General features: G+C 53.0%; 15 protein-coding genes. 10 read left to right on the top strand and 5 right to left on the bottom strand.

Annotated elements, in window-relative coordinates; genetic code table 11:
* Positions 1-4: 4 nt before the first annotated feature.
* Genes EYB30_RS02360 through EYB30_RS02345 form a run of 4 tightly spaced genes read left to right on the top strand, consistent with a single transcriptional unit; the run spans position 5 to position 3,717 of the window.
* Positions 5-931, top strand: coding sequence for an LPP20 family lipoprotein (locus EYB30_RS02360; protein WP_166836668.1), 927 nt, complete (start codon positions 5-7; stop codon positions 929-931).
* Between the two features lie 28 nt (positions 932-959).
* Complete coding sequence (locus EYB30_RS02355; RefSeq protein WP_166836666.1) at positions 960-1,988, top strand: hypothetical protein; 1,029 nt, start codon at positions 960-962, stop codon at positions 1,986-1,988.
* An 11-nt stretch (positions 1,989-1,999) separates the two neighbouring features.
* Positions 2,000-2,575, top strand: a complete 576-nt coding sequence (locus EYB30_RS02350) for an LPP20 family lipoprotein (protein ID WP_166836664.1) — start codon at positions 2,000-2,002, stop codon at positions 2,573-2,575.
* Positions 2,572-3,717: a transglycosylase SLT domain-containing protein gene (locus EYB30_RS02345; RefSeq protein ID WP_166836660.1), complete on the top strand. Its 1,146-nt coding sequence runs from the start codon at positions 2,572-2,574 to the stop codon at positions 3,715-3,717. The genes EYB30_RS02350 and EYB30_RS02345 overlap by 4 nt, the downstream gene beginning before the upstream one ends.
* Before the next feature lie 60 nt (positions 3,718-3,777).
* On the opposite strand, the gene EYB30_RS02340 is transcribed toward EYB30_RS02345, so the two are convergent.
* Genes EYB30_RS02340 through EYB30_RS02330 form a run of 3 tightly spaced genes read right to left on the bottom strand, consistent with a single transcriptional unit; the run spans position 3,778 to position 8,027 of the window.
* Positions 3,778-4,797 carry a zinc-binding alcohol dehydrogenase family protein gene (locus tag EYB30_RS02340; RefSeq protein ID WP_166836657.1) on the bottom strand — a complete coding sequence of 340 codons (1,020 nt, stop codon included), beginning with the start codon at positions 4,795-4,797 and terminating at the stop codon, positions 3,778-3,780.
* Positions 4,798-4,824: 27 nt separating this feature from the next.
* Positions 4,825-6,189, bottom strand: coding sequence for a sigma-54-dependent transcriptional regulator (locus tag EYB30_RS02335; RefSeq protein WP_166836654.1), 1,365 nt, complete (start codon positions 6,187-6,189; stop codon positions 4,825-4,827).
* Positions 6,186-8,027 carry a sensor histidine kinase gene (locus tag EYB30_RS02330; protein WP_241697937.1) on the bottom strand — a complete coding sequence of 614 codons (1,842 nt, stop codon included), beginning with the start codon at positions 8,025-8,027 and terminating at the stop codon, positions 6,186-6,188. The genes EYB30_RS02335 and EYB30_RS02330 overlap by 4 nt, the downstream gene beginning before the upstream one ends.
* Positions 8,028-8,305: 278 nt before the next feature.
* On the opposite strand from EYB30_RS02330, the gene EYB30_RS02325 reads away from it, so the two are divergent.
* The 6 genes from EYB30_RS02325 to EYB30_RS02305 all read left to right on the top strand — a co-directional run bounded on the left by EYB30_RS02325 (position 8,306) and on the right by EYB30_RS02305 (position 14,167).
* Positions 8,306-9,706, top strand: coding sequence for a cytochrome ubiquinol oxidase subunit I (locus EYB30_RS02325; RefSeq protein ID WP_166836647.1), 1,401 nt, complete (start codon positions 8,306-8,308; stop codon positions 9,704-9,706).
* Positions 9,707-9,710: 4 nt separating this feature from the next.
* Positions 9,711-10,754, top strand: coding sequence for a cytochrome d ubiquinol oxidase subunit II (gene cydB / locus EYB30_RS02320; protein WP_166836644.1), 1,044 nt, complete (start codon positions 9,711-9,713; stop codon positions 10,752-10,754).
* Positions 10,754-10,885: a hypothetical protein gene (locus EYB30_RS18705; RefSeq protein ID WP_277816709.1), complete on the top strand. Its 132-nt coding sequence runs from the start codon at positions 10,754-10,756 to the stop codon at positions 10,883-10,885. Before cydB ends, EYB30_RS18705 begins: the two co-directional genes overlap by 1 nt.
* 140 nt (positions 10,886-11,025) lie before the next feature.
* Entirely contained in the window at positions 11,026-11,337 is a 312-nt protein-coding gene (locus EYB30_RS02315; RefSeq protein ID WP_166836641.1) for a hypothetical protein, read from the top strand.
* An 87-nt stretch (positions 11,338-11,424) separates the two neighbouring features.
* On the top strand, positions 11,425-11,985 hold the full coding sequence (locus EYB30_RS02310) for a CBS domain-containing protein (protein ID WP_166836639.1): 561 nt from the start codon (positions 11,425-11,427) through the stop codon (positions 11,983-11,985).
* A 115-nt stretch (positions 11,986-12,100) separates the two neighbouring features.
* Positions 12,101-14,167 carry a S9 family peptidase gene (locus EYB30_RS02305; RefSeq protein ID WP_166836637.1) on the top strand — a complete coding sequence of 689 codons (2,067 nt, stop codon included), beginning with the start codon at positions 12,101-12,103 and terminating at the stop codon, positions 14,165-14,167.
* Here EYB30_RS02305 and EYB30_RS02300 read toward each other — a convergent pair.
* Both EYB30_RS02300 and EYB30_RS02295 read right to left on the bottom strand, forming a co-directional pair.
* Complete coding sequence (locus EYB30_RS02300; RefSeq protein WP_206674545.1) at positions 14,164-15,135, bottom strand: DUF4862 family protein; 972 nt, start codon at positions 15,133-15,135, stop codon at positions 14,164-14,166. The two genes, EYB30_RS02305 and EYB30_RS02300, sit on opposite strands and share 4 nt — an antisense overlap.
* Positions 15,136-15,162: 27 nt before the next feature.
* The gene (locus EYB30_RS02295) at positions 15,163-15,471 is read right to left on the bottom strand and encodes a hypothetical protein (RefSeq protein WP_166836632.1); all 309 of its coding nucleotides are present in this window, start codon (positions 15,469-15,471) and stop codon (positions 15,163-15,165) included.
* Positions 15,472-15,479 lie beyond the last annotated feature (8 nt).

The raw sequence follows: 15,479 nt of genomic DNA, 5'->3' as shown, positions 1-15,479 counted from the left end.
CACTATGCATGCATTGAAACTGGGGCTGCTTGCGCCGTTGCTGCTACTGCAGATTGCCTGCGCCAATGCCACAGACTGGTGGCAAACACCCCCCGCCGATACTGACAGCGCTATTTATGGCCTGGGCGAAGGACAAACACTGGCCCTGGCGCAGCAACAAGCGCTGGCGGATATTTCCGGAAAACTCAGCACCCGGATATCGGCGTCGCTGCAAAGAATTACCCAGGACACCGGCGTTGCTTATGACGATACGGTTCGCCGCCAGATCAACAGCGCCAGCAATAACACTGAACTAAGCCATTTTCAGCTGCTAAAAAGCACACAGCAAGCTAACCGGGTGTTTGCTTTGGTTGAGCTTGACCGTAACAAGCTGTCTGATATGTGGCGTATGCAATTAAGCAGCCAGCGTAACAAACTGCAACCTTTGGTAGAGCGCAACAACATTGCCAATTTTAGCCAGTGGCTGGAAGTAAGCCGGGCGCTGAACGAAGCCGCCACCAGCCGTAACCTGAGCTTACAGCTGTATGCACTGGACGGTACCCCACCAGCCACCGATTTGCACCATCAGCTGATGCAGCTGCTGCAGACAAAACCGCTGACTATCGTGGTACAAGGCAGCCAGCCCAAGCTGACCCAAGCGCTGCAGCAACAGCTGAATTCGCCCGGCCTGACACTGTGCCGGGCTAATTGCCAGTTAACACTGCATTACGATTACCAGACAGAACACGACACTATGTTTGGCGAATTTGTCAGCGATACCACTGTGCTTATTAAGCTGGAGCAACACAATATGCTGCTGGCCAGCCAGGAGCTCAGCGCCCAGGTGACTTCTGTTGCCAGCTATAAATCTGCCGACGCCGGCAGCCTGAACAGTATTGTTAATCAGATTCAGCAAATGGGTTTATGGCAGCTATTACAACTGCCGCTATAAATTTTTACCGACAATAAGGACATCACTAATGACGATAAAACTAAAATTGGCTGTAACCACGCTTGCTTTGGCACTTCTTGCAGGCTGTAAAACGACACCAGATGTAGCCACATCCCAAGTGGTTAACATCCCAATGGCACCGATGGCCCCCACAGCAGAGGAATTAAAACAAGAACAAAAAGTAGTGCTGCTGCCATTTGAAATGAGCGAGCAGTTGCACGCTATTGTCGCCGGCAACGGTTATGCCAGCCTGGAGCAAGCCTTACTTAAAGCCGGTAATACCGTGATTGAGCGCGATATTGCCGCCAAGATGCGCAGTGAACTGCTGGTAGCAGAGAAAACCGGTAAATACCGTACTTCTGGCTTACAGGCGGCCGATATTGCCATTATGGTAAAAGTGGTTAGTGCTGATCTTGGCAGCTCATTTAGCGAGCGTGATTACTGGACCGACAAAAAAGGTAAAAGCCATACCACGCCGGCCAAATGCAGTTTCAGTGGCAAGACTAAAATGCACGTACGGGCATACCGCTTACCGGATATGATCCCCATTGGCACTTACGACTTTGAAGGCTCAGCCAGCAGCAGCACCGAAACCAGCAACAGCAAGTGCCCTATCTCAACGGCGAACGCTGAAGGCCTGATTGCCAGCGCAACCAATACCGCCATAGTGGAAAATCAATTTAAATTGTTAAACGAGTTGGTACCGCCTTACTACGTGATTGAACGTCGCCAGGTACCGGGTGAGCAGAACGAAGCCTTGTTCCGCACCACGCTAAGCAGCATTAAAGGCGCCAAAGAAGGCATGAAGGTCAATTTCTACCGTCGTGAAATGCGCACTAACCCACTGACCAACGAGCAATCGGTAGAAGAAGTACTGCTAACCAGCGGTGAAATCACCAACACCATTGATAGCAATGGCTCTTATGTTTTAGTCGAGAAAGCGGCAGAAATTAACAAACTGATGTTGGGCGATGTGGTAAAAGTTGAGCACGACCGCTGCCCTGAAGGTTATTACTCCCTGTTGGGCAGCTGTCATAAAAGCCTGAGCTTATTTTAAGGAGCCGCAGCATGAAAAACTATAGCGTACTAGTGTGCTCAGCGCTGTTACTGACAGCCTGTGCTTCCACCGACAAAAAACTCAGTTATGACAGCTGTACCTATCCGGATGCGCCGACGACAAATGCGCCGAGCTGGATCTGCGATCAGCCGGCAGAAGGCGTCTTTATGCAGGCGGTGGGCTATTCTGCCAAGCTGGCTTCTGGCCCGGGCATGATGAAAGATGTTGCCGAAGCCGAAGCCAAAAGTCGCCTGGCAGCTTCTTTTAGTACTGAAGTGGCCAGCCGTTTATCACGGCTAACCACAGAGCAGTTAAGCAATGAGCAGGCGCTGTCGAAAGATACCATACAGCGGATACAAAAAAACGTCACCGCGATGGAGCTGGTGTTTAGCCGTACCTACCGCACCCAGGTTAGCCCAAACGGCGGTTTATACGTGCTGGTCGGTATTAATGATGCGGCTTACCAAGAAAACATCGACAAGTTACTGGGCCAGACGGTGGATCAGGAAAACCCGGAGTTATACCGTAAATTCCTGCTGCAAGAGGCTGACGCAGCGCTGGACAAAACAGCGGAGAACCTACAGTGAAGCCCAGGCACTGGCCAATATGGTTGTTGCTGTTTGGCTGCAGCCTTCCCCACGCGCAACAAACAGACTACGAACAGTGGAAAGCGCAGCATCTGCAACGCTATGAGTCGTTCAGCGCTGCCTATTTGCAGCGTTATCAGGCCTTTAAGCAGCAGGTAGAGCAACAGTGGGGCAGCGGCAGCGAACTATCAGACCAGGACAGCTATGTGGCCTATTCTGCTGATTTGAGCCAAAAAACGGTGGTCGATTTTGCGCTGCAGGAAATCCGGGTCGAGGTGTTAGCTGACGAAAACAGCAGTAGCACCGAGCAGCTGCAGCAGCAAGCGCTGCAGCTGGTCAACCAGAGTATCAGCACTATTGCCGCTGCCGATCCCTTGCTACAGGATGTTAGCAACCAGGACGCCCGCACTCTGGCGCAAACCTTGGTACCAGAGCTCCAAGCTGGCCAGCCCCTGCCAGTGGCCGAAACCCGGGTAGAGGACGTCAGTGTTCAGCCTGCCACGGCGCAACACGCTAAACCGGCTAACGACAGCGTTGCCAGCAATGACGCCAGCAGTAAAAGGGTAAAGCGCGTGACTATTCGCCTGGATGGTAAAAATATCTACCAGCGCCGGGCGCAAGCGTATCGGCCAACGGTGCAGCAGCAAGCCAAACAGTATAATTTGGATAGCGCTTTATTGCTGGCCATTATGCAGGTCGAGTCCAGCTTTAACCCGTTGGCACAATCACCGGTACCAGCCTTTGGTTTAATGCAAATTGTGCCGGAAAGCGCCGGCAAAGACGTAAACACCCGGGTATTTAAACGCAAACAGCCGCCCAGTGCTGAGCAGCTGTTTAAACCCGATGACAACATCGTCTTTGGTAGCGCCTACATTAACCTGCTGCAGCAAAACTATCTGGCTGGCATTACCAATCCAACCAGCCGCTTGTATTGCGCTATTGCCGCTTACAATACTGGTGCCGGTAATGTCGCATCGGTGTTTCACCCGGAGCAAAAAAAGCGTATCGCCGCCGCCGTCGCCGTGATTAATACATTATCACCCGAAGAGGTATATCAGCGTCTGGTCGCCGGGCTGCCTTACGAGGAAACCCGGAAATATCTGCAAAAAGTTACTGCGGCTATCCCGCAATACCAACTCTAAAAATTGGCACCCAAAAAAATGGGGGCAGAGTTCTCTGCCCCCATTTTTTATTGCAACAGCTTACCAACCTGCCAGCACCACTTTACCTATAGCAGTACCACTTTCCAGCAACTGATGTGCCTGACGTAAATTAGCGGCGTTAATGCTGCCCAACGTTTGCTTTAAGGTGGTTTTCACCTGGCCTTGTTGAATTAAGCGGCTAAGGTCGGTTAACAGCTGATGCTGCGCGATCATATCCGGGGTGTCAAACATGGCACGGGTAAACATAAACTCCCAATGCAGCGAAATACTTTTTTGTTTCAACGGCATTATATCTAAACCGCCCGCCGGATCATCAATCAGCGCCAGTTTGCCCTGCGGTGCCAGTAACTGTACCAGCTCAGGATAATGCTGCTCGGTATGGGTTAAACTGGCAACATGGCTGACACAGCTTAAATCCAGCGCTTTAAGCTGTGGCAACAGCGGCTGGCTATGATCAAGCACATAGTGCGCGCCAAGCTCGGTAACCCATTGCTTGCTTTCTGGCCGTGAGGCGGTAGCGATAATAGTGGCGGTAGTAAGCTGACGCGCCAGCTGCACCAGTACTGAGCCAACACCACCTGCGGCGCCGGTAACCAGCAGCACCGGCCGCGGGTGTTTTAAACTGGCTTGCTGAATTTCCAGCCGGTCAAACAACAGCTCCCAGGCGGTAATAGCGGTAAGCGGCAAGGCTGCCGCCTCAGCATAGCTCAAATTATCCGGCATAATCGCCACCAGGCGCTCATCTACCAGCTGATACTCGCTGTTACTGCCACTGCGTGTCAGTGAGCCGGCGTAATACACTTTGTCGCCGGGTTTAAATAAGCTTACCTCAGCACCGACGTCAACCACCTCGCCGGCCGCATCCCAACCCAACACTTTATACTGCCCGGCTTCCGGCTCAGCGCGCCGGCGTACTTTAGTGTCGACCGGATTAACCGATACCGCCTCAACACGTACCAGTATGTCCCGGCCACTGGCAACGGGTTTTGGCAGGCTAATATCCTGCAGTGCCAAAGGATCGCTGGCCGCTAATGACTGTTGATAACCTACCGCTTTCATGTACTTCTCCCTATATTTGCCACTACCTTAGACGCTTAGCCGGTAGCGGTCAATTTTCTTTAGCAGGCCCTGGCGCGACAACCCCAGCAGCCGTGCGGCCTGGCTTTTATTGCCGTTGGCCTGCTGCATCGCCTGCTTAATCAGGCGGATTTCTAACTGTTGTACTGCTGGCTCAAGCTGCAGGTTATCCGCATGCAACAACGGTCCGCTATCGCCATTATTCACCGCCTCCGGGTGCAGCAGGCTGATATCCGCCATGCTAATCACCCCACCCTGCGCTACCGCAGCGACGCTTTCCAGCGTATTTTTCAGCTCACGGATATTTCCCGGCCAGTCACGCTGCAAAAACCAGCTTAGTGCTGTACTGTCCAGCCGTAGCCTGATGCCATGCTGGCTGATATGCTGCTCAAGAAAATGCTGCAATAATAATGGAATATCTTGTGGCCGCTCACTCAAGGCCGTCGTTTCCAGCGTAATACCTTTGATACGGTAGTATAAATCTTCGCGAAACGAGCCTTTTTTTACCAAATCAGGCAGATTGGCATTAGTCGCTGAAATCAGCCGTACATCAATTTTTTGCTGCTCGCGGCCGCCGACCGCAAAAAAGGTACCTTCCTGCAGCACCCGTAGCAGCTTAACCTGCATCGGCAGCGGCATTTCACCAATCTCGTCGAGAAACAAGGTGCCACCGTCTGCCAGCTTCAGCAGGCCTGGCCGGTCTTTATCGGCACCGGTAAAGGCACCTTTTACATAACCAAACAGTTCACTTTCCAGTAAATCTGCCGGAATAGCGCCACAGTGTACCGAAACAAATGGCTTAGCCGCACGCCGGCTTAGTTCATGTAACGCTTTGGAGACCACTTCTTTACCGGTACCGGACGGGCCTGTTACCAGTACCCGCACATCGGTCGGTGCTATGCGCTGAATCAGGGTACGCGTAGCTTCCATCGCCGCTGACACGCCAATTAACCGCGCCACCCCACTGCTGCTATGTTGCTTTAGCTGCTTTAATTCCGTATCCAGCTGATGTTTATTCAGCGCCCGGCGGATCACCACGGCTAATAAGTCCGGGTCGACCGGTTTGGCGATAAAATCCCAGGCGCCCAGCGCTATGGCATCCAGCGCCAGTTGCCGCTGGGCATGGCCGGTAAGAATGATCACCGGCCGGCTGTTAAACTCCGCCAGTGCCGTTAACGTATGCTGTGGGTCAAACTGCGGTGGCAGGGATAAATCCAGCAAAATTAGGTCAGCATTGAAGTTTGATAGCCGCTGGCGGGCACTGGCTAAATCAGCGGCGGTTTGTACCTGATAGCCACTTTGCTGCAACCAGCTTTGCGCCAGCTGACAAAATGCCGGTTCATCATCTACCAGTAAAATCCGGCCGTTATTCATTGTTTGCTGTCCTGTGGTTGGTTAAATTGCAGTTCAAAGCTTACCGGCCAGCCCAAATCGGTTCGGTGTCTGACCGCGCCACCATGGGCCTGCATAATACGCCGCACTATGGCCAGCCCCAGACCACTGCCACCGGCACGTTTGCTGACAAAAGGCTGAAATAAGGTCGCCTGATGCGCAGCCGGTATTGCCGGGCCATTATTGTGTATATACAGCAGCAAACCATTACCCTGTTGCTGACTGGCAATACAAATTTTCGCCCCCGCTTGATGGCGGCAAAACGCCAGCGCGTTATCCAACAGGTTAATCAACACCTGCTGCAACCGGTAACTGTCAGCGTGCAGCATCAGCTGCTCTGGTACTTGCAGCTGACACTGTACGCCCTGCCAGTCTTGCTGACTGATAATACTTTGCAGCAGCGGCTTTAGCGGCACCTGGCTGCACTGCAGTTGCAACTGGCCGGCATAACTGAGCAAATCGGCAATCAGCCGGTCTGCCCGCTTTAATTGCTGCTGGATATGCTGGCGCGTGGCACTGTCACTGCTGGCGGCCGCCATGGCAATAATATTTAACGGGTTACGCAACTCGTGCGCCATCGCCGCAGATAATGCCCCTAACTCGACCAGATGTTGCTGATCCAGTCGTTTGCGTTCAGCTTCTGCCAGCTTTAATGACTGCTCCAGGCTGGTGCAACTGCCAAGCAATAAGGCCGCAAAGACTTCACCCAGCAAGCGATAACCGGGCGTTACATCATCCCAGCCATGCAGCTGATAACGCCAGCCAGTTGCATCACGCAGACAGCGAATTTGCAGCGCGGCCTCTGGTGTCTGCGCCTGTGGTAACACTATGCTTACGCTCTGACGTAACTGTCCGCCAAGCAAACGGCTGGCCAGACTGGCCAACGCTTGCCAACTGCTACATTGTTGCAGTTGCGAACGCCAGTGTGCCAGCAACACGTCATTTAACTGTAAGCCCGGATAAATAAGGCGCTGCGCCAACGCTGCCAGTGGCCGGTAGCAAGCCGCTGACAGCAGCAGTAATAGCGCAGAATACAACCATAACTGGCTGGCCGGCACGGCTGACAGCGCCTGCATGCCCAACTGGCCCAGTAAGGCACTGACCAATGCCATCAGCGCCAGCACCAGCAATAACATCGCCAGCCACAACAGGGCTTTATTGGCAAAGGCATTGATCGCCAGTACCTGATAACGCACCACGCCATACACCAATAGCAACAGATAACTTGGCAGCAACAGCATCGGATACGGATACCAATCCAGCCCTAGCGACGGAAACACAAAGCTGGTTGCCAACAGCAAGCCCCAGCCGCCGGCTAAAAACATCGCCACTATTGAGCGGCGCTTATTGCCGCTATGCCGGCGCCAGCCCTGCCACAACACTGCATGCGCCGCTATACCTAATAGCACGGTGTATAGCAGGTTTAGCCAACCGATACCCGAGAACACAAAAAAAGCGTCAAAGCCGGCGGTTTGTTGCACCGCTCCGCCTTCGCCCAGCCAGCTTAGCCCAATTAACAGCAGCGTTAGGCTGTACAATAGCGGCAGCAGCCAACGCCGTGGCCTGGTTGCGGCAAACTGCAGAGAAAAGTGCAAAAAGAACATTGGCATCAGCGGGTTGGCTAAGACCAGCGCTATTCCCAGTGCCGGTTGTTGGTGCACTATGGCAATGTGACCACTGCACCACAGCGCCATCATGGCAGCAAAACCGGCTAGCGCTGGCATCGCTTGTTGCCGCTGGCCTTGCCACAGTAACCAACCCGCCAGTAACACCGCGCAGGCGCTGGTTAGCCACATGCTGATTTCAAACGCAAACGACACTGCCAATGTAAACCTCGTTTACAACTCTATGGACTCAGGATCGTAAACTCTGTTTACATTCGGCGCAAGTTAAAAAATAAAAAATGATATAAATCAATAAATAAAGCAAATACTCACAAAGTGGTAAACATCTTGCTTTACCACTATAGGTTAGGCAGTAACAGGCAAGAATATGAATACGAGTATTATAGTGGGTGAAATCCTGACATTAAGTCTGATAATAGCGGTTGCCCTGGCACCCGCCATCTGGCGTTACCTGCAACAGCGGCGGGGTTAATATGGAACTGGACGCTGCGCTGCTCTCACGCCTGCAGTTCGCCTTTACGGTGAGCTTTCATATTATTTTCCCGTCTATCACTATTGGCCTGGCAACGCTGATTGCGATCTGGGAAGGCCTGTGGTTAAAAACGCAAAACCCACTGTATCTGCAACTGGCGAAATTTTGGATCAAGCCCTTTGCTATTACATTTGGTATGGGGGTGGTATCCGGCATCGTATTGTCGTACGAGTTTGGCACTAACTTTTCCGAGTTCTCCCGCCTGACCGGCGCGGTGATCGGCCCGTTAATGGCGTACGAAGTATTGACAGCGTTTTTTCTCGAAGCCGGCTTTTTAGGCATTATGTTGTTCGGTTGGCAGCGTGTTGGGCCTAAGCTGCATTTTTTCGCCACTGTGGTGGTGGCCATTGGCACCTGGATCTCGGCATTTTGGATCATCGCGGCCAATTCCTGGATGCACACTCCGGCCGGCCATATTGTTGTTGATGGCGTGTTTCAGGTAGAAAGCTGGTGGCAGGTTATTTTTAACCCGTCAATGCCCTATCGGTTTAGCCATATGTTGCTGGCCGCCTTTATTACCGCCACCTTTGTGGTGCTGGCCACCAGTGCCTGGCAACTGCGTCACAGCGAGCACAAAGCCATGGCTCGCAAAGGGCTGTCGATGACGCTGTGGCTGGCGTTAGTGCTGACACCGCTGCAAGCCTTTGTCGGCGACTTGCATGGCCTGAATGTTAAACAACATCAGCCGGTAAAGCTGGCTGCAATGGAAGGGATCTGGCCCGAACGTGAAAGCGGCGCACCGCTGCTGCTGTTCGCCATTCCTGACCGACAGGCAGAAAAAAACCATTTTGAGATTGGTATTCCCAAGCTGGCCAGCCTGATCTTAACCCATGATGCCGACGGCGAGCTGATGGGGTTAAAAGCGGTACCAGCTGATGAACGGCCTAACGTTGCCGTGGTGTTTTTCTCGTTCCGGCTGATGGTTGGCATCGGCCTGCTGATGATCCTGGTTGCCGTTGCCGGGGCGTATCTGCGCTGGCGTGGCACTTTGTATCACAGCCGCGGTTTTTTAACACTGTGCAGCTATCTGGCGCCCAGCGGCATACTGGCTGTACTGGCCGGTTGGTATGTGGTTGAAGTGGGCCGGCAGCCTTGGCTGGTGCAAGGGCTGGTACGCACTATTGATGTGGTATCACCGCTGCCGCCGGAGCGGGTGCTGTTGTCGCTGACCTTATTTGTTATTACCTACAGCCTGCTGTTCGCTGTGTACCTGTACTTTATGCACAAGTTAATTAAAAAAGGGCCTCCGTCGCTTGAGCAACTGCAGCAACAGCGTATCGGTGTAAAAGCCGCAGGCTATGCGGTAGCGCTGGCAAAACAACTTAAACCGGCACAGGAGTAATATCATGGAACTGCAACTTGGCTTACCGTTGTTTTATTTTTTGCTGCTGGGCTTTGCTATTTTAATGTATGTGCTGCTGGATGGCTTTGACCTGGGGATTGGCATTTTATATCCCTGGTTTAACAGCGAGGCGGAACACGATCACTTAATGCGCTCGGTGTCACATGTCTGGGATGGCAATGAAACCTGGCTGGTTTTTGGCGGCGTAATTTTATTTGGCGCCTTCCCGGCCGCTTATGCCAGTATTGCCTCGTTACTGTACCTGCCAATAATGCTGATGCTAATTGGCCTGATCTTTCGCGGCGTTGCCTTTGAATACCGCTTTAAATCACAGCGCTCGAAAATCTGGTGGAACCGCGCTTTTGCTATAGGCTCCAGTAGCGCGGCATTTTGTCAGGGCCTGATGTTGGGGGTGCTGGTTCAGGGCGTTGACAGCAACAGCCTGCAAACATCAAGCCTGCAATGGCTGACCCCCTTTAGCCTGTTTACCGGTCTGGCGGTTATGGCGGGCTATGCGTTACTCGGCTGCACTTATCTGACAATGAAAAGCCGCGGTGCCCTGCAGCAAAAAGCGGCCCGCTATGGCCAGCGCTTACTGTTGTTTGTCATGCTGGCGATGTTGCTGGTCAGCTTGTGGACCCTGTACAGCCAGGCACCAATCCGCAGCCGCTGGTTTGGCGGTAGCTACAGTGTGTTACTAATGTTACTGCCTTTGACTGCTGTTATTGCCGCACGGCTGCTGTTTCGCGATTTAGGCCGGGTGCAACGCCAGTTTGCCGCTGCAACTGACATTAACAGCCGCCATGAAAGCCGGCCCTTCTGGCTGGCTGCCACACTATTCCTGCTGGCCTTTGCCGGCTTAGTCGTGGGCTTATATCCGTATTTATTACCGCGTCAGCTCAGCTTTTATGCTGCCGCCGCGCCAGACAGCAGCCTGGCATTTATGCTGCCGGGGATAGTGATTTTTCTGCCACTGATCCTGGCCTATACGCTGTGGGGCTATCATATCTTCCGCGGCAAAGTAGAAGATTACGAAGAGGGTTACTAATGACTAAAACCAGCACAACCGCCAACACCGGACTGCCAAAACCAGTCTGGTTTTTACTGCTGTATCTGGCCGGGCTGGCTGGCCTGAGCCTGCTGGCGCTGCTGCTAAAGGCCGCGCTGACACTGCTGTAAGCAAACGTATCGTAAAAAAGCAGCGTTTAATCGCAATTAATGCGGTTTTTTGTCACAGCAACTTGCAGATAACTTTGCCGACGCCCATTATCACTGCAGCGCTAACCTGGTTGGCGCTGTAGCAATAACCCCGAGGACGTATGCGCTGGCTAAGTAGTGTTGCCTTACTGCTGTTTTTGAACCTGTGGTGTACGCCGCAAGCGTTTGCCGTGCATGACAGCCGCTTATCGCCGCTGGCCGATACCCAGTTCTACGCCGTTGCAGCACAGCAATTTTGTGCTGAGCTGAACATGGCACCTGATAGCAGCGACGAACCTCAGCCCCCTGTTAGCGCCTGCCCCGCCATTATTTCGCATGCGTTAGCTGGCACAGCATTAAGTGCCAATATACCAAGGCCGCTAAAGGCCTTACCACGTTATAGCCAACCGCGGGCGCCGCCGGTAACACCTTAACCTGACAACTGTTTTGACAGCCTGGCTGTTGAGTTTAGTGATAATAAGCCGGTATGGCCTCTGCTTACCGGTGGTTAAGGATTTAATATGAAAACATTAGCATTATATAACGTTGAAGCCATTGATCATTTAGTACAACCTGCCGATTTTGACGGTACCCGTTTAACTTCCCCGGCGCTGCAGGTCGTAACAGACTTTAAGCACAGTGAACCTAATACCATCAGCGCTACGACCAAAGCCAGTGCCGCACTGGAGATGATGCAGCAAGAACACAGCCGGCTGAAACTGGTGGTAGATCAGCACGCTGAGCTGATAGGCATACTGCCGGTTGAGCAGTTATCCGAGCAGGCGTTAATGCGCCAGATTGCCTTTGGCAGCCGCCGCGATGAAATTCGCGTCGCCGACGTAATGCGTCCGCGCGAGCGTATTAAGGCGCTGGCCTACCAGCAGTTAAAACACTGCACCATTGCTGATGTCGTGAATACGCTGCAATCCAGTGGCGAGCAGCACTGTGTGGTGATTGACCGCGATAACCACCAGATCCGTGGCGTCATTAGCGCCACTGAGATTGCCCGGCGCTTAAAACTGCCGCTGACGATCAATCAGGCACCCACCTTTTTGCACATTTTCGACAGTATCAGCGCTTAACACCGTTAAGCGGTGGCATAACGCTCAGATCCGGCGCTTCGCCGCTGCCGGGTTTGAGCTTGTCCGCAGTTAGGGGTAGTTTAGTGCATATTGCCAACACTACCCTGAGGTTGATATGTGCTTGTTCCGCCACACTGCGCTCGCTGCAACTTTACTGCTGAGTTTCAGCAGCACTCCGCTCCTTGCTACAGATAAACCTGCCAGCAGCCGCTATTTTGAAGCCGAAGATATTTTTGCGCTGGAATATGCCAGTGAGGTGCAGATATCGCCCGATGGCAGCAAAATTGTTTATGTTCGTGCCAGCAATGACATTATGACTGACAGCACCCGCAGCAGTTTGTGGTTGCTGGATGTAAAAAGTGGCACCCAAACGGCCCTGTTTGCCGATCAATTTAACTACAGCTCACCGCGCTGGTCACCCGATGGCAACCAGTTGGCGTTTATTTCAGACAGCAGCGGCTCGCGGCAAATTCATCTGCACTGGTTAACAGCAAACCGCACTGCCAAATTATCCAACCTGCAGCAAAGCCCGGCTAATCTGGTCTGGTCACCCGATGGCAACCAGCTGGCTTTTACCATGAATATGCCCGCCGCCGCCGCCGAGATGCAGCAAAAAGTGAAGCGGGTGGCAAAGCCTGCGGGGGCTAAGTGGTCAGACAGTGCCACTGTGTATGACAGAGTGCGTTATCAGGCCGACGGCCAGGGCTTTTTAAAGCCACAGTTCCGGCAAATTTTTGTCTTGCCGGCCAGCGGAGGTACTGCGCGCCAGCTCACCCAGGGCGACTTTAACTATGGTAGCGACCTAAGCTTTACGCCAGACAGCAAAGCGCTGGTGTTTGCCGCTAATTTACACCCAGAGTGGGAATATCAACCGCGCGATGCCAACCTGTATCAGCTCACGTTAGCCAGTGCTGAGCTGACAGAACTGACCAGCCTGCCGGGCGACGAGTCTTCACCGGTATTCTCACCCGATGGCAAACAGCTGGCTTTTTTATGGCAAAGCAATGCCCTGGTGCCGTATAGCAATAGCAAGCTAAAAATACTCAACCTGGCTGGCAAAGCCATCAGCGATGTTGCTACCGATTTCGACCGCAGCATAGCGCAAGCTAATTGGCTGACAAACAGCAGCTTAGTGGTGCAGTTTGACGACAGAGGCCAGCGTAAACTGGCCAGCTTAACCACTAAAGGTAAGCTAACCGAACTGACCGCCAGCTTAGGTGGCGTTAGCCAGCCGCAACCCTATTTAAGCGGCAGCTATTCGGTATCAGACAACGGTGTTATTGCCTACACCCACGGCACCAGTGAACGCCCCAGCGATGTCGCCGTGCTGCAAAAAGGCAAAAGCCGTGTACTCACTGCGCTAAACGAAGACCTGCTTGGCCATAAGACGCTGGCAAAGGTGCATGAAATCACCTACAAGTCTTCTTTTGACGGTGAAGAAATTCAGGGCTGGTATCTGACGCCGCCGGATTTTGACCCGGCGAAAAAATACCCGCTATTACTGGAAATTCATGGTGGCCCGCATTTGGCCTATGGCCCGCAGTGGAGCGCTGAAATGCAGCGCTACGCCAAAGAAGGCTATGTGGTGTTTTATGATAACCATCGCGGTAGTTCATCGTATGGCGAGCGCTTTGCCATGCTGTTACACAATAAATACAGCTCACCGGAAGACTTTGCCGACCACAATAGCGGCGTAGATGCGATGCTAAAGCTGGGTTTTATCGATGAAAATAACCTGTTTATCGGCGGCGGCTCGGCCGGGGGCATCGCCACGGCCTATGCCATTGGCCTGACTGACCGCTTTAAGGCAGCTGCCGTAGTAAAACCGGTGATTAACTGGTTAAGTAAGGTGTTAACCGGTGATAGCTACACCTACCAAACCTTTCATCAGTTCCCTGGTGTGCCCTGGGAGCATGTAGAGCATTACTGGCAGCGCTCACCACTGAGCCTGGTGGGTAATGTTACCACTCCCACCATACTGATCACCGGTGAAGCCGACCGGCGCACCCCGATGTCTGAATCAGAGCAGTATTATCAGGCATTGAAACTGCGCCGCGTCGACACGGCACTGGTGCGCATTCCGGGCTCACCACACGGCATTTCGAACAAACCCAGCCGCATGATTGAAAAAGTGGAATATATGCTGGCCTGGTACGAGAAATACCGCACTAAGGCCAACTAAGCCGTAAAAAACCGCGCTAAAATAGCCAGCGTATCGCTTATCGTGGCGATACGCTGGTCAATACCGGCGCTGTGTGGCCGGATGCCAATTTTCACGCCCAGTACCAATAACGGCTCCGTTTTAACGGCTGCCAGGCACTGATGCATCGTTTGCTCGCTCATCCAGCTGCCGGGTTCACCGTATGGCACAGTAGCACTTTGCTGCGGCGGCTGATGGCTGTCACGCCAGGCACCAAAATCACTGTCTTTGTCTGACACGCCAGAGAACATCAAACCGCTAAGCAGCCCGGCGGCTTTCGCCTGGTGGATATGCTCAAGTGCACCCTCAGCCCGGCGTGTTTCAAACACCGAACGGCCCCAGTTAATCACCACACCCAACTGTTGCTGCGCCGGCACGCTGCGGTTAATTTCTGTTAATACCGCCAGCTCATCGCTTAGCGCTAAAAAACCTTTTGATGGCATATGCTCTGGCACATAAGCATCACAATGCTCAATCAGGATCCGGGCGCCATGCCAGTCCCAGCTCAGCATCGTCTCAAGCGATGCCAGTAGTGCCGCTTTAGAAGACGGCGCTTTATGCCGCGCCGGTGCGGTTTGAATTTGTATCGCAGTCACCGCCTGACGGCCTAAATGCGCGTTAAGTTTGCCAATAGCGGCACAGGCTTGCTGCATAAAAGCCAGCGCTGCCTGGCGGCCCTCTGCATCCTCTGACGCCAGACCAAACTGCGGGTTGTGCGACAGCGCGTTCATAATGCCGGGAATACAGGTAAACACATAGTCCCACTGTGGGTCGATATTGGCTAAAAACCAGTCATCATCATGCGGGTGTAAACGGCCTAAAAACGGGTGTTCCAACCCCTTCAGGTTAGGCAGCGTTTTCAGCGCGGCATAAAACGCGGTTTCCAGCGCCGCATCCCAGCTACTTTGGTTTGGTGAGGCGGCATAAGCGCCAACGGTGTATTTCATCATGGTTTAAGCAACCTATCGTTATCAGCGCTAATCATCAGGGCTATTTAGGGTAAACACCAAATGTTTACGCATATCTTTTAACACCACACCCTTTTTTAGCAATAAGCCACTTAAGCGTTTTTGCCATTGCAGCAGCTGCGGCTGGGCATCATCCAGCATAACTTGCTCAGCAAACTGCAGCCGCACTAGTAGCGAGCCGGGAAAGGCTTCATATTCCAGACTAAACCAGGCCTGCAGCACACCCGGTAATTCCGCCAGCGCCAGCTGCTCCAGTGCCGTTACCGCATCCAATACCGCGGCCTGCTGTTTAAGTTGTACTTTGGAGAGTTTTTTCACTATCTGTC

Origin of the sequence: Rheinheimera pleomorphica (assembly GCF_011634895.1) — a bacterium.
In the GTDB taxonomy this organism is placed as follows: domain Bacteria; phylum Pseudomonadota; class Gammaproteobacteria; order Enterobacterales; family Alteromonadaceae; genus Alishewanella; species Alishewanella pleomorphica.
This window is presented reverse-complemented; position numbering and strand designations above follow the sequence as displayed.

Excerpts from the sequence above, each read along its gene's own strand:
- EYB30_RS02360 (WP_166836668.1), top strand. The coding sequence starts at position 5 with ATGCATGCATTGAAACTGGGGCTGCTTGCGCCGTTGCTGCTACTGCAG.
- EYB30_RS02355 (WP_166836666.1), top strand. The coding sequence starts at position 960 with ATGACGATAAAACTAAAATTGGCTGTAACCACGCTTGCTTTGGCACTT.
- EYB30_RS02350 (WP_166836664.1), top strand. The coding sequence starts at position 2,000 with ATGAAAAACTATAGCGTACTAGTGTGCTCAGCGCTGTTACTGACAGCC.
- EYB30_RS02340 (WP_166836657.1), bottom strand. The coding sequence starts at position 4,797 with ATGAAAGCGGTAGGTTATCAACAGTCATTAGCGGCCAGCGATCCTTTG.
- EYB30_RS02335 (WP_166836654.1), bottom strand. The coding sequence starts at position 6,189 with ATGAATAACGGCCGGATTTTACTGGTAGATGATGAACCGGCATTTTGT.
- EYB30_RS02325 (WP_166836647.1), top strand. The coding sequence starts at position 8,306 with ATGGAACTGGACGCTGCGCTGCTCTCACGCCTGCAGTTCGCCTTTACG.
- cydB (WP_166836644.1), top strand. The coding sequence starts at position 9,711 with ATGGAACTGCAACTTGGCTTACCGTTGTTTTATTTTTTGCTGCTGGGC.
- EYB30_RS18705 (WP_277816709.1), top strand. The coding sequence starts at position 10,754 with ATGACTAAAACCAGCACAACCGCCAACACCGGACTGCCAAAACCAGTC.
- EYB30_RS02315 (WP_166836641.1), top strand. The coding sequence starts at position 11,026 with ATGCGCTGGCTAAGTAGTGTTGCCTTACTGCTGTTTTTGAACCTGTGG.
- EYB30_RS02310 (WP_166836639.1), top strand. The coding sequence starts at position 11,425 with ATGAAAACATTAGCATTATATAACGTTGAAGCCATTGATCATTTAGTA.
- EYB30_RS02305 (WP_166836637.1), top strand. The coding sequence starts at position 12,101 with ATGTGCTTGTTCCGCCACACTGCGCTCGCTGCAACTTTACTGCTGAGT.
- EYB30_RS02300 (WP_206674545.1), bottom strand. The coding sequence starts at position 15,135 with ATGATGAAATACACCGTTGGCGCTTATGCCGCCTCACCAAACCAAAGT.